Annotated in this window: 13 protein-coding genes; 6 read left to right on the forward strand and 7 right to left on the reverse strand. The window is 59.9% G+C overall.

What is annotated here, in order from left to right; all coding sequences use genetic code 11:
• The first annotated feature begins 346 nt into the window (after window positions 1-346).
• The 5 genes from MST27_RS02980 to MST27_RS03000 all read left to right on the forward strand — a co-directional run bounded on the left by MST27_RS02980 (window position 347) and on the right by MST27_RS03000 (window position 5,074).
• Complete coding sequence (locus MST27_RS02980; RefSeq protein WP_243604536.1) at window positions 347-1,675, forward strand: TRZ/ATZ family hydrolase; 1,329 nt, start codon at window positions 347-349, stop codon at window positions 1,673-1,675.
• A 98-nt stretch (window positions 1,676-1,773) separates the two neighbouring features.
• On the forward strand, window positions 1,774-2,472 hold the full coding sequence (ubiG, locus tag MST27_RS02985) for a bifunctional 2-polyprenyl-6-hydroxyphenol methylase/3-demethylubiquinol 3-O-methyltransferase UbiG (RefSeq protein WP_243604537.1): 699 nt from the start codon (window positions 1,774-1,776) through the stop codon (window positions 2,470-2,472).
• Window positions 2,472-3,143: an N-acetylmuramic acid 6-phosphate phosphatase MupP gene (gene mupP, locus MST27_RS02990; protein ID WP_243604538.1), complete on the forward strand. Its 672-nt coding sequence runs from the start codon at window positions 2,472-2,474 to the stop codon at window positions 3,141-3,143. The genes ubiG and mupP overlap by 1 nt, the downstream gene beginning before the upstream one ends.
• A gap of 63 nt (window positions 3,144-3,206) precedes the next feature.
• A complete protein-coding gene (locus tag MST27_RS02995) occupies window positions 3,207-3,947 on the forward strand; it encodes a YciK family oxidoreductase (RefSeq protein ID WP_243604539.1) in 741 nt (246 codons plus the stop codon).
• A gap of 200 nt (window positions 3,948-4,147) precedes the next feature.
• A complete protein-coding gene (locus MST27_RS03000; protein WP_243604540.1) occupies window positions 4,148-5,074 on the forward strand; it encodes a GGDEF domain-containing protein in 927 nt (308 codons plus the stop codon).
• A gap of 43 nt (window positions 5,075-5,117) precedes the next feature.
• Here the strand turns inward: MST27_RS03000 and rluB are convergent, their stop codons facing one another.
• The 4 genes from rluB to zwf form a co-directional block, all read right to left on the reverse strand.
• Window positions 5,118-6,260 carry a 23S rRNA pseudouridine(2605) synthase RluB gene (gene rluB, locus MST27_RS03005; RefSeq protein WP_243604541.1) on the reverse strand — a complete coding sequence of 381 codons (1,143 nt, stop codon included), beginning with the start codon at window positions 6,258-6,260 and terminating at the stop codon, window positions 5,118-5,120.
• 128 nt (window positions 6,261-6,388) lie between these two features.
• On the reverse strand, window positions 6,389-7,039 hold the full coding sequence (locus tag MST27_RS03010) for a bifunctional 4-hydroxy-2-oxoglutarate aldolase/2-dehydro-3-deoxy-phosphogluconate aldolase (RefSeq protein ID WP_243604542.1): 651 nt from the start codon (window positions 7,037-7,039) through the stop codon (window positions 6,389-6,391).
• Window positions 7,040-7,056: 17 nt separating this feature from the next.
• A complete protein-coding gene (gene pgl / locus MST27_RS03015; protein WP_243604543.1) occupies window positions 7,057-7,770 on the reverse strand; it encodes a 6-phosphogluconolactonase in 714 nt (237 codons plus the stop codon).
• Window positions 7,757-9,226, reverse strand: coding sequence for a glucose-6-phosphate dehydrogenase (gene zwf / locus MST27_RS03020; protein ID WP_243604544.1), 1,470 nt, complete (start codon window positions 9,224-9,226; stop codon window positions 7,757-7,759). The genes pgl and zwf overlap by 14 nt, the downstream gene beginning before the upstream one ends.
• 153 nt (window positions 9,227-9,379) lie before the next feature.
• On the opposite strand from zwf, the gene MST27_RS03025 reads away from it, so the two are divergent.
• On the forward strand, window positions 9,380-10,243 hold the full coding sequence (locus MST27_RS03025; RefSeq protein ID WP_459705563.1) for a MurR/RpiR family transcriptional regulator: 864 nt from the start codon (window positions 9,380-9,382) through the stop codon (window positions 10,241-10,243).
• Here the strand turns inward: MST27_RS03025 and MST27_RS03030 are convergent, their stop codons facing one another.
• The 3 genes from MST27_RS03030 to MST27_RS03040 all read right to left on the reverse strand — a co-directional run bounded on the left by MST27_RS03030 (window position 10,244) and on the right by MST27_RS03040 (window position 13,120).
• Complete coding sequence (locus MST27_RS03030) at window positions 10,244-10,435, reverse strand: DUF1289 domain-containing protein (protein ID WP_243604545.1); 192 nt, start codon at window positions 10,433-10,435, stop codon at window positions 10,244-10,246.
• A gap of 84 nt (window positions 10,436-10,519) precedes the next feature.
• Complete coding sequence (locus tag MST27_RS03035) at window positions 10,520-11,743, reverse strand: maltoporin (RefSeq protein ID WP_243604546.1); 1,224 nt, start codon at window positions 11,741-11,743, stop codon at window positions 10,520-10,522.
• A gap of 219 nt (window positions 11,744-11,962) precedes the next feature.
• Window positions 11,963-13,120, reverse strand: a complete 1,158-nt coding sequence (locus MST27_RS03040; protein WP_243604547.1) for an ABC transporter ATP-binding protein — start codon at window positions 13,118-13,120, stop codon at window positions 11,963-11,965.
• Window positions 13,121-13,122 lie beyond the last annotated feature (2 nt).

Genomic DNA, 13,122 nt, shown 5'->3' on the forward strand with positions numbered 1-13,122 from the left:
AACCGCTGTCAACCACCTCCTTCCACCGCCCCGACCATCCGACCAGAGCCGCCAGCAGCGCCCAACCTCCGCCGCGCTGCCAGCGCGGCGCATTCTACTCGAATCCGCCCTCCGTGCAAGCCCTTTGTCTCGATAACCTATTGATATACAACTGGTTTTTCGAAGGGCCTGCGCCGGAGAAGGTGCGCATTATAGGGCGCCCGAAGATCGCGTCAACACTTTAGTACGTTTTATTCAGCCTAGCCTCTAAACGAATTCGCGCAAGCTCGGCCCCGCTGGTTTCCTTCTATATCCCTGACTCTCGCTTTACACTGACAACACCACTCTTACCAATCGAAACGATCCAATGCCTCAAGCGCACCCAGACCCGCTGGACCTTCTTCTCTTCCCGACTTGGTTGGTCCCGATCGAACCTGCAGGAGTGGTACTCAAAGACCACGCGATCGGCATCTATCAAGGGCGCATCGCGCTAATCCTCCCCCATGAGCAAGCTAAGGCATTGAGGGCGGAGAGGTCACTCCAGCTGCCTGGCATGATGCTTACTCCGGGTCTCGTGAACGGCCATGGCCATGCCGCAATGACATTGTTTCGAGGCCTAGCCGATGATCTGCCGCTTATGAGCTGGTTGCAGGAGCATATCTGGCCTGCCGAAGCAAAATGGGTCAATGAAGCCTTTGTCCGTGCCGGAACCGAACTCGCGGTGGCCGAACAGATACAAGGCGGTGTGACCTGCTTCTCCGATATGTACTTTTACCCTGAGATCGTCAGTCAAGTGGTTCATGCCTTTGGTGTCAGGGCACAGATCGCCATTCCTGTCCTGGACTTTGCCATACCAGGCGCCCGCGACGCTGACGAAGCCATGCGTAAAGGAGTCGAACTGTTCGACGACCTGAAACATCACCCCCGACTATCGGTGGCGTTCGGCCCCCATGCGCCCTACTCCGTCGCGGACAGTAAGCTCGAAGCCATTCGCACGCTCGTAGCTGAGATGGACATCGGCATCCATATGCATGTGCACGAGACACTGCATGAGGTGGAAGAAGCTGTGCGCAATGATGGCGAGCGCCCGCTAGCCAGGCTGGCGCGCTTGCAGCTTCTGGGTCCTCGGTTCCAAGCGGTTCATATGACCCAGGTCGCCGAGCAGGATGTCGAGCTGCTTGTCGAACACAATTGCAGTGTCATCCATTGCCCAGAATCCAACCTTAAGCTCGCCAGTGGGTTTTGCCCCGTGGAGCAGCTCTGGGAAGCTGGAGTGAATGTTGCGATCGGCACCGATGGTGCTGCGAGTAACAACGACCTTGACCTGCTAGGCGAGACTCGCACCGCCGCGCTGCTGGCCAAAGCTGTGGCGGGATCAGCCACGGCACTGGACGCACATCGAGCTCTACGCATGGCAACCCTGAACGGCGCGCGTGCCTTTGGCCTCGATGAGTGCATCGGATCGCTGGAGGTGGGGAAGTTCGCTGACATGGTCGCTTTCGACCTATCCGGTCTTGCTCAGCAGCCCGTCTACGATCCGGTCTCCCAGCTCATCTACTCATGCAGCCGAGATTGTGTGCGACACGTATGGGTGGGCGGGAAGCAGCTGCTTGATGACGGTAAGCTCACACGAATGGATGAACAACTCATCATTAAGAACGCGTGGGAGTGGGCCGAGAAGATCAAGGCCAGATAGCACCGAACCGCGACAAACCGCCATACTCTCCGCTTGAAGGAAGCTGGCACCATTCAGCGTTTAGAGGGAAACCCCTCGCGCAATCAACGGGACAGATCATGAGCAACGTCGACCACGCCGAGATCGCTAAATTCGAAGCGCTGGCCCACCGCTGGTGGGATCGGGAAAGTGAGTTCAAACCCCTGCATGAAATCAACCCCTTGCGGGTTAACTGGATTGACGAGCACGTCCCGCTCGCCGGCAAGAAGGTGCTCGATGTCGGCTGCGGCGGCGGCATCCTGTGCGAGGCGATGGCGCAAAGAGGCGCCGACGTAACCGGCATCGACATGGGTGAAGCCCCATTGGCGGTCGCGCGCCTCCATTTGCTTGAATCCGGACTCGAGGTGGATTACCGGCAAACCACAGCCGAAGCGCTGGCGGAGGAGTGCCCATCTCAGTTCGACGTGGTTACCTGCCTTGAGATGCTGGAGCACGTGCCGGATCCCGCCTCGGTGATTCGGGCGTGCTCCGCAATGGTGAAACCCGGTGGGCAAGTATTCTTTTCCACAATCAATCGGAATCCCAAAGCCTACGCACTTGCGATCATCGGCGCGGAGTACGTCCTAAAGCTATTACCCCGTGGCACCCATGACTACCGCAAGTTCATCCGCCCCTCCGAGCTTGGCGCATGGAGCCGTGATGCCGAACTGGAAGTCCAGGACATCGTCGGCCTGACCTACAACCCCCTTACGAAGCACTACAAGCTATCGCCCGATGTAGACGTCAACTACATGATCCAGACAAGGCGGGAGGTGTGATGCGCCTAGGTGCCGTATTGTTCGACATGGACGGAACGCTGCTCGATACCGCTCCCGATTTCATTGCCGTCACCCAAGCCATGCGCGTTTCACGTGGGCTCAGCCGGATAGCTGACCAATCCATTCGTGACGTCGTATCCGGCGGGGCCCAGGCGATGGTGCTGGCCGCTTTCGATGTCGACCCACTTTCCGCCGAGTTCGAAGCGTTACGTCAGGAGTTTCTGGACCGGTATCAGGACCACTGCGCACTTGAAAGCCGCCTGTACGATGGCATGGAGCAACTACTCGCCGACATCGAACAGGCCAAGATTGCCTGGGGAGTGGTTACCAATAAGCCTGTCCGCTTTGCTGAACCGATCATGCAGCGACTCGGGCTGGCTTCGCGCTGCGCCGTACTGATATGCCCGGATCACGTGAGCAGAAGCAAGCCGGACCCGGAACCCATGCTGCTCGCATGCAGTCGCTTGGCGCTTGATCCCTCGACAGTCCTATTCGTTGGCGATGACCTGAGAGATATCGAATCAGGTCGCGCGGCAGGAAGCAAAACCGCAGCAGTACGCTACGGGTACATTCACCCGGATGACAATCCCGACCACTGGGGCGCCGATGTCGTTGTCAGCCACCCGCTCGAGCTACGTGCAGTGCTGGATCGTGCGCTCGGTTCTTGCTGACGCCAGTTCAACCTCCTCCGTCGCCGGCTCCCAGGCACCTCGTTCTGATAGTGAGATATACAGATGTTCGACTACTCCGCGCGTCCAGACCTATTGAAAGGCCGGATCATTCTTGTGACAGGCGCCGGCCGCGGAATCGGCGAAGCTGCAGCGAAAGCTTATGCCGCCCATGGTGCAACGGTGCTGCTACTGGGCAAAAACGAGGAGAACCTGAACCGCGTCTACGATGAAATCGAAGCAGCGGGCTGGCCTCAGGCTGCGGTGATCCCACTTAATCTGGAAACTGCACTGCCCCATCAATTTGATGAACTGGCTGCGATGATCGAGCGCGAGTTTGGCCGCCTCGATGGCCTGCTGCACAACGCAGGTATCGTTGGACCTCGAACGCCAATCGAGCAGCTGTCCGGCGACAATTTCATGCGCGTCATGCAGGTCAATGTAAACGCCGCGTTCATGCTCACCAGTACCCTGCTACCACTGCTCAAGCTATCGGAAGATGCCTCGGTGATCTTCACCTCCAGCAGCGTTGGCCGAAAAGGGCGCGCTTACTGGGGGGCATATGCCGTATCCAAATTCGCCACGGAAGGCCTGATGCAGGTCGTGGCGGACGAGCTCGACGGCACTTCCCGCGTTAGAGCCAACAGTGTGAATCCCGGGGCGACGCGTACCGATATGCGGGCGAAGGCGTACCCGGGCGAGAACCCCAGTGTGAACCCGCTGCCTGAGACAATCATGCCCGTCTATCTTTACCTCATGGGACCTGATAGCCGAGACGTCAACGGCCAGGCTATGGACGCCCAGTAGAGACAATGATCACGACGGATTTCCGGCAGACGGCAACCCTTGGCCAATCAAAGCGAGGACTGATTGCCGCTTTGCTGGCGCAACGCCATCAAACGAGGCGGAAAGACTCGCTTAAGTCTTTGAAAAACAACACGATATGCGACGTGGCATTCAATTCGCATAGCTTTGCTCATTAACGCAACTTGCGTTCGAGGATTGCCATGCTGCCACTGAAGCAGAATAACGTTACGGTCGATATCGGTGCCGCTCGAAGCGAGCCGTCCTTCAGGCCGTCCACATCGCCTGCAGGACGCCCTTACGAACTGGCGGACCTGGTACGCGCCCTGACAGGCCGCCTTCAGATGAGCCTCGAAGTGGATAGGCTCCTGGGCTTCTTTTTCGAAGAAGTCGGCAGGCTGATGACAGTCGACGGACTGGTCTATCGCCACGCTGCCACAGAAGTCGAACTGCTGTTGGGTCAGTCGTCCGAGGCCCGGATGGGCTTCCGCTTGTCGATCCAAGGCGACGAGCTGGGAGAGCTGCTGATCTGCAGCGGCGAACCTGTCTCTGAGCTGCTCGCCACCCAACTTGCCGCCGCGCTCGACTGCCTTATCTTCCCACTACGTAACGCCCTGCTGTACCGCCAGGCCGTTCGCGCGTCGTTGAGAGACCCGTTGACCGGTACGGGAAATCGCCTGGCACTGGAGCAAAGTCTGAGCCGAGAAACCGAGCTGGCCCGGCGGCATGCTCAAGACTTGTCAGTGGTCATGCTCGACATGGATCACTTCAAGACCCTCAATGACCAGCACGGCCATCACGCCGGCGACGCAGCACTGCGAGCAATATCCTTGCTGATGAAGGAACAGCTACGCAATGTCGACATGGTCTTCAGGTTCGGTGGCGAAGAATTCGCGCTCGTGCTTTCGAACACTAGCGCCACAGCCGCGGCTGTGGTGGCTGAGCGCATCAGGGCTGCGATCGAACAGCTGCCCTTCCTGGTGGGCGAACGTCAGGTCAAGCTGTCAGCCAGCCTGGGTTGCGCAACCTACCTCACGGGCGAACCTCTGGACACACTACTTCAGCGCGCCGACCAGGCGCTCTATCAAGCCAAGCGCAGCGGCCGTAATCAGGTCGCCAGCGCAGATTAACGCGCTCGAGTGCAAGCATGTCGCCGCACTCGACTGTTGCGTGTCATTGGGACCGCTTCGGGCCCTGGCCTCGCCCAGTCGCTGGACGCCGACCGTTCTTCACCGGTACTTCACCACGGGGCTTCGGAGACGGCTTGCGTCCAGCCTTATCACCTGAGCCGGAGGTTTCGGCCGGTTTTCCGCGACCGCGCCGCACGTCGGCTGGTCGATCCGCCACCGGCGTACCACGACGTGACGCCGGTGTGTCGCGCTCGTCGCGTCTTTTACTGCCAGAAGCAGGCACTTCGGCCTCAGCCGCCGAACGCAACACGCGCACGCGTCGATCACCGCGAGGGATCGGCTTCGCCACCTTGCGCTGCATACGGTCGAGCTTTTCCTTGGTCTTGGCCCTCATCTCGGGCAACGTCACCGGCTTGAGACCGACTTCCTCGCTCAGAATGTCGACCTCGCTTTGCGACATCTCACGCCAACGGCCCATAGGCAAATCAGACGTCAGAAATACCGGACCGAAGCGAACGCGTTTCAGGCGGCTGACGACCAGCCCCTGGGACTCCCAAAGGCGTCGCACCTCGCGATTCCGGCCTTCCATCACGACGCAGTGGTACCAATGGTTGAAGCCCTCGCCGCCTGGCGCCTGCTGGATGTCGGTGAAACGTGCTGGGCCGTCCTCGAGCATCACACCGGTCTTGAGGCGCTCGATCATTTCGTCGTCGACCTCACCCCGTACCCGGACGGCATACTCACGATCCATTTCGTATGACGGGTGCATCAAGCGGTTGGCGAGCTCACCGTCGGTGGTGAACAGCAACAGACCGGTCGTATTGATATCCAGCCGACCGATATTGATCCAACGACCGTCCTTTGGCCTTGGCAAGCGATCAAACACCGTCGGACGCCCTTCCGGGTCGTCGCGCGTGCAGATCTCACCGTCGGGCTTGTTGTAGATCAGCACCCGACGGACGCTCTCGGCCGCCTCCTCCCGCTTCAGCAGCCGACCATCGACCGAGATGGCATCGTGCGAATCGACCCGCTGGCCGAGCGTCGCAACGCTCCCGTTGACCTTGACCCGCCCGGCGGTGATCCAGCTTTCCACGTCGCGGCGGGATGCGAGGCCGAGACGCGCCAATACTTTCTGGAGTTTTTCGCCGTGGGCTACATGAGGGGTTGAGTCTTCGTGTTCGGTCATTCTGGGCACCTCCCGGTGTGCAGTTCCGATGGGAAAAGGCCGCGCACTATACGCGCAACGGCCTAGGTAAGCACTATCAGATTAGCAACCCGTATTGCCCGCAGGAGCCGATCGGTGAGCCAAATCGATCAATGCGAGCCGAGCGCCGCCAGCGCATCGGCAGTCGCCTGTGTGATACCACGCCAGTCCCCGGACTTGAGCGCAGCGGCATCGATCATCCAGGTACCGCCCACGCACATCACGTTCGGCAGCGCCAGATACTGAGCGGCGTTAGCGGCATTCACGCCGCCGGTCGGACAGAAACGGACGTCGCCGAAAGGACCGCCCAAGGCTTTGATGGCATTGACGCCACCGCAGACCTCCGCAGGGAAGAGCTTGAACCGACGATACCCCAGCGCATAGCCACGCATGATGTCAGAGGCGCTGCTGATGCCGGCCAGCAGGGGCACGGAGCAATTGACACCAGCTTGCAACAGTTCGTCGGTACAGCCAGGCGAGACTATGAACTGTGCACCGGCCGCTTCGACCTCATCCATCATGCGCTTATCCAGTACCGTGCCGGCACCGATGCAAAGGTCAGGGCGCTCCTGGCGCAACCGACGAATCGCGGTCAGGCCATGCGCCGAGCGCAGCGTGATCTCCAGGGCGGTCAGCCCGCCGGCGGCAAGGGCGTCGGCCAACGGCAGGATCTGCTCCTCGCTTCCAATGGTGATCACCGGAAGGATGCGTGCCTCGGTGCAGATCCGTTCAATCTGAGCGTTTTTTTGTTCCATGGACATGACTGAATCCTCGGCCCTCAGGGGCACCAGTAAATTTCGAGAGGGGGATGCATGAATGCCCGAATGGGCATCTGTGATGGCTCAAGACGCATGGCTTGCTGCAGCGTGTCGAGCTTCGCCGCGCCCTGGATTGCGAGGCATTGCACAGAGGCGGCCGACAGAAGCGAATAGGTCATGCTGAGACGTTCATGAGGCTCGACCGGTGCACGCATGGGTAGGCAGCGGGTAGCTTCCGCCGCGCTCAGGGCCTGCGACAACAAGGGGCTACCTGGGAACAACGAGGCGGTATGGCCATCATTTCCCATGCCGAGGACCAGCACATCGATAGGCGAAGCGAGACTTGCCAGCGCCTCGCTCGCCAGCTTGGCGGCCTGCGCCAGCGTCTCGGCCGGCTTATAAAGCCCGATGAATTGCGCCTGCGCCGCGGCATTGCATAACAGGTGCCGCCGTACGAGCCCCTCGTTACTGTCCGGATGGCTCGTGTCGACCCAGCGTTCGTCGGCCAGGCTGACCTGCACTCGTGCCCAATCGAGTGAGTGTTGGGAAAGTGCCTCGAAAAACGCGATCGGGCTGCGCCCGCCTGAGACCACCAGACTGACTGAAGCCTTTTCCGCGAGTGCGGCCTCGAGAGCGCGCGCGACCCGCTCGGCCAACGCCACGGCCAGATGCTGGGCATCCTGAAGCTCATGCGATACCACGCCCGCCGGGAGCGCCAGATCAGAGATCGCCATACCAGGACCTCCCGTCACGTGTAATGAGCGCGATGGAGGCTACCGGCCCCCAGGAACCCGCCGGATACGCTTTCGGAGGTTCGCCAATGCGAGACCAGCCGTCGATCAACTGGTCACACCATTTCCAGGCGTACTCGATTTCGTCCTTGCGCACGAAGAGGTTCTGGTTGCCCTGCATCACCTCGAGCAACAACCGCTCGTACGCATCGGGGATCCGCGAACTCTTGTACGTCTGTGAAAAATTGAGCTGAAGCGGCCCGCTGCGCAGGTGCATGCCTTTATCCAGGCCCTGCTCCTTGGTCATGACCTGAAGCGATATACCCTCATCGGGCTGCAAACGGATGATCAGCCGATTGCTGATGAGGGAGCGCTGCTCCGGCGCGAAGATGTAGAACGGCGGCTCCTTGAAGTGGATGACGATCTGCGAAACTTTCTCCCCCATGCGCTTGCCGGTGCGCAGATAGAAAGGCACGCCGGACCAGCGCCAGTTGCAGATGTCGGCACGCAGCGCGACAAAGGTTTCGGTGCTGCTCTCGGCATTGGAGTTCTCCTCCTCGAGATACCCCGGCACAGCCTTGCCACCGACCGAGCCAGCGACGTACTGGCCGCGCACCACGTAGCGCCCCAGTCGCTCCGGCGTAATGGGCGCGAGGGCTTTGAGCACCTTTACCTTTTCGTCGCGAATGCTATCGGCCGTAAGGTCGCTCGGTGGATCCATCGCAATCAGGCACAGGAGCTGCAGCAGGTGGTTCTGGATCATGTCCCGCAGCTGACCAGCCTGGTCGAAATAGCCCCACCGCCCTTCGATCCCGACCGTCTCAGCCACCGTGATCTCCACATGGGAAATATGGTGTTGGTTCCACTGGGTTTCGAACAGACTGTTGGCGAAGCGCAACGCAATGAGGTTCTGAACCGTTTCCTTGCCCAGGTAATGGTCGATCCGGTAGATCCGCGATTCGGGGAAATATTGCGCGACCGCCTCGTTGACCACGCGAGACGACTCAAGGTCATGACCGATCGGCTTTTCGAGCACGACGCGCGTCTGGTCCGCCAGGTCGGCGTGGGCAAGGTTCTCGCAGATCGCACCGTAGACCGAAGCCGGTGTGGCGAAATAGGCGATCAATGGCAGTACTGGCGACACCTTTTCTGCCAACGAGGCGTAATCGGCCTGGTTGCGGAAATCCATCGTCAGGTAATCGAGCCGGGCCATGAACCGCGACAGTACGTCTTCATCCAGCTGCGTAGCGGACACGTGCTTGCGGAGCGCCTGATCAATCCGCGCCAGATGTGCCCCGGCATCGCCTGTATCGCGGGAAAGCGCGAGAATGCGTGTGTCGGCATGTAGCAGACCTGCTCGGTCCAGCTGATAAAGTGCCGGGAACAGCTTGCGCAGCGCCAGATCGCCGAGGGCACCGAACAAGGCGAAGGTCGTCGCATCAACAGTAATAGCAGGCATGATTTTTTTATTAACCAAATTAAGCTGCGTGACAGGTAAGCTTGCGCATCTTAAGCACAAAATGTTGTTGTTAAAACAACATATGTCGTTTTTTTCGCTATCCGCGCCGCCCAATAGGCTTCGCCATGGATACGAACCCTTGAAGGAAGAGACATGGATCGCATGAAAAATCTCTTGGAACAGATAAAAAATCGACTCGACGAGCTGAACAAGGCCGAACGCAAGGTGGCGGAAGTCATTCTCAGCGATCCACAGCAGGCCACCCGTTACAGCATCGCGGCCTTGGCTCAGGCGGCGAATGTCAGCGAACCGACCGTCAATCGATTCTGCCGGTCATTTGGTGCGGCCGGTTATCCGGCCTTGAAGATTCAGCTGGCGCAAAGCCTGGCCAGCGGAGCGGCTTATGTCAGCCAGGCGGTCGAAGCCAACGATGGACCCGAGGCTTACACACGCAAGATATTCGGTAGCGCCATCGCCTCGCTCGACAGTGCCTGCCAGGCCATCGACCCGCGCGTCGTGAGTCAGGCGGTCGATCTGATGATCCAGGCGCGTCAAATCCATTTCTTCGGACTGGGCGCATCGGCGTCGGTAGCGCTGGATGCCCAGCACAAGTTCTTCCGCTTCAATCTGCCGGTCAGCGCTCATGCCGATGTGCTTATGCAACGGATGCTCGCCTCGGTCGCACACACGGGTGATCTGTTCGTCATCATCTCTTATACCGGACGCACCCGCGAACTGGTCGAAGCGGCCCGAATCGCGCGAGACAACGGCGCTTCGGTACTCGGCCTCACAGCGGCCGACTCTCCATTGGCCAAGGTATGCACCCTGAGCCTCGACATCCCGCTGCCGGAAGATACCGACATCTACATGCCGATGACTTCGCGGATCATTCAGCTGACCGTGCTCGACACCCTTGCGGCCGGCGTGACGCTGCGGCGCGGCGTCGACTTCCAGCCGCACCTGCGCAAGATCAAGGAAAGCCTGGTCGCGACGCGCTATCCAAGCGAGGACAGCTGATCACTTCTTTTTCTTCCTGGCCTTGCCCATGTGCTTGAGCCGCTGGGCAGCCAGCTCGTTGACGGTTTTACGTTCCTTGTTGCTCAGGCCCTTCCAGGCCTTCATCTCCGCCCGGCTACGGCCACAGCCAATGCATATCTCGTCTTTCAGCTTGCATAGACTGATACAGGGATTTTTCGCCTTGTCGCCCAAAACCACCTCCGGACCCGCTGTGCCTATCGCTAGTAGAGAGGCACAGCTGCCGGAGGTTCTAAGGGAATCAAACTATCGAGGCGATCAATCCCACCAGTACTCGACCTGCACGCCGAAATTCGAGCCGTGCTGGGCATTGCCGAACGCCCCGGTGTCGGACAAAGCGCTACCTGCCGCCATCAGATTCGCAGCGCGCTGAGCAGCATCGTTCCATTGGGCATAGGTGTAATACAGACGCACCTCAGGACGCGCCCAGAAATCTGGGCCTGCCGGGGACCACGTCGGCGCGATCGTGAACTTGGTCAGTTTGCGTGTTCCGTCCGGCGCATCGATCTGGTCATGACCGACCTCCGCGACGAGCTTGAACTGTTCGGTGAGTGCATAGACAGGACGTACACCGACGGAAATCCAGTCCTGGTCGCCGCCATCCTGCCGCTTGTCCTTCTGATAGACCGCCTGGAATTGGCCACCGAATCGAGGCGTTACCTGCCAATCGAAGAACTCCACTACCCGCCAGCTCTTGTCGCTGCTGCCGAGCGTAACGTCGCCGGTATAGCCCAGCCCGGTACCGGGCCCTTCACCGTACTGCAACGCAAAGGTATTGCTGCCGCCCAGGAAGCCGATCTGCTTGTGCTGGACAGCCACGGACCAGCCACTGTTGGAGTCGTCACGATCGGGATCGTCGATGTAGCTGACGCCGACTTGCAGCTCGCCGTCGGGGTTGGTGTCGAAGCCGCCGACGTTGAAGTCGTGTCGATTGACGTATTCGTCCTGGAAGACGCTGTCTTTGCGCGAGAAGGCATAACTGTACTTCAGGCCACCGATCTCCATGTCCTCGATACCGGCTCCCGTCGCGCTCTGGTTCCAGTAATAGAAGTCTGAGATGTGGATGTCGTTCCGCTTGTAGAAGCGCCGGCCCGCCCACAGAGACCCGCCATTCAACGCTGGCACCTTGCTCCATTCGGCGTAGGCCTGGACCATCCTCGCCCAGCCGTGATCACCGGTGAACTTCGGGGTGTGATCGTATTCGTTGTACAACGCCGCCATGCCCTCGAGGCTCAGCACAGAACCGTCGCTCAGCGTGAACAGGTCCTGGCGCAGGCCGAGCTCAGCGTACTGTTCGCATTCGTTGCCGAGACGGAACTTCGACGGAGCACCTGGCAGTTGGAAACAGGCCTGCGAGTCGCTTGCACTCGATTCGCCGATACCGCTGCGCACGTATCCGTTGAAGTCCAGCGCCTGGACGGTAAACGGCAGGGCGAGGCTGGCCAGCGATACCGCCAGGCCCAAGCGTGTGGTCTTTTTCATATCCGCTCCAATTAGCTCTTATTGTTGTTACTGCTGTTGGATCGAGCCGGTATGGCTCTCCTTACGATCCGCATGCCAGCAAGACGGGCAGCGGTTCGACTTTGCGGCGCTGCCGGGGTTCGCCCCGAAGCGCCAAAAAACCAGGCACATCAATAACATCCAGACGAAAGCTGCGCCGGTACGCAGATATACAGCGACCGGGCCTTTTTTCCACTGCGCTCAGCGAGCAACCAACCGCGTCACTGTGCCGTTGCGCCCCATGCCGCCGTCTCCGCGAGCGACGCCGAGCCGTTCGCCGGTCTTCGCATCGAAGAGCAGGACCTTGTCCGGCTCGAATTGCAGCGTCAGGCTGCTGCCGACGTCGGGGACGCTGTCCGGTGCAAGCCGCACGCATACCTTGGTCTGGTTGAGCTCGACGAACACCATGGTGTCAGGCCCGGTCGGCTCGATTACCTGCACGTCGGCGCGTAACGTCGGCAGCGCACCGTCACTGCCCAGACTGATCTGCTCCGGGCGAATGCCGAGAATCACTTCGCGACCTTCCAGCGATTCCCCATCGGCCAAACGCAGCGGCAACTCGCAGCGGTCCTGTCCGCTATCCAGCAGCGCCAGCCATTGAGCGCCCTGCCGGTTCAAGCGCAGCGGAATGAAATTCATTGGGGGCGAGCCGATGAAGCTTGCAACGAACAGGTTCGCCGGGTTGTTGTAGATATCCTTGGGCGTGCCGAACTGCTGGACAATTCCGTCCTTCATCACGGCCACCTTGTCACCCAAGGTCATCGCCTCGATCTGATCATGGGTGACATAAACGGTGGTGGTCTTGAGGCGCTGATGCATCAGCTTGATTTCGGTCCGCATCTCTACCCGCAGCTTGGCGTCCAGATTCGACAGTGGTTCGTCGAACAGGTAGATCTTCGGCCGGCGTGCCAGTGCTCGTCCCATGGCGACGCGCTGCTGTTGGCCGCCGGACAATTGGGACGGCTTGCGGCTGAGCAGATGCTCGATCTGCAGCAGCTTCGCGACTCGGGTGACCTCTTCCTCGATCGTGGCAGGCGGCACCTTGCGCATTTTCAGGCCGAAGGCAATGTTTTCCCGGACCGTCATCGTCGGGTACAGCGCGTAGGACTGAAACACCATCGCGATGTCCCGATCCTTCGGACTGGCCGAGCTGATGTCCGCGCCATCCACACGAATCTCACCGCCGGTGATGTCCTCAAGCCCGGCAATGCAATTCATCAGCGTCGACTTACCGCAACCGGACGGACCGACCAGGATCAGGAACTCACCGTCACTGATCTTCAGGTCGATGTCCTTGAGCGTCTCGTGTGAGCTGCCCGGATAGCTCTTGCGAACGTTGCAAAGTTCTAGTGCAGCCATGT

It is taken from the genome of Stutzerimonas marianensis (assembly GCF_022810315.1).
Classification (GTDB): Bacteria; Pseudomonadota; Gammaproteobacteria; order Pseudomonadales; family Pseudomonadaceae; genus Stutzerimonas; species Stutzerimonas marianensis.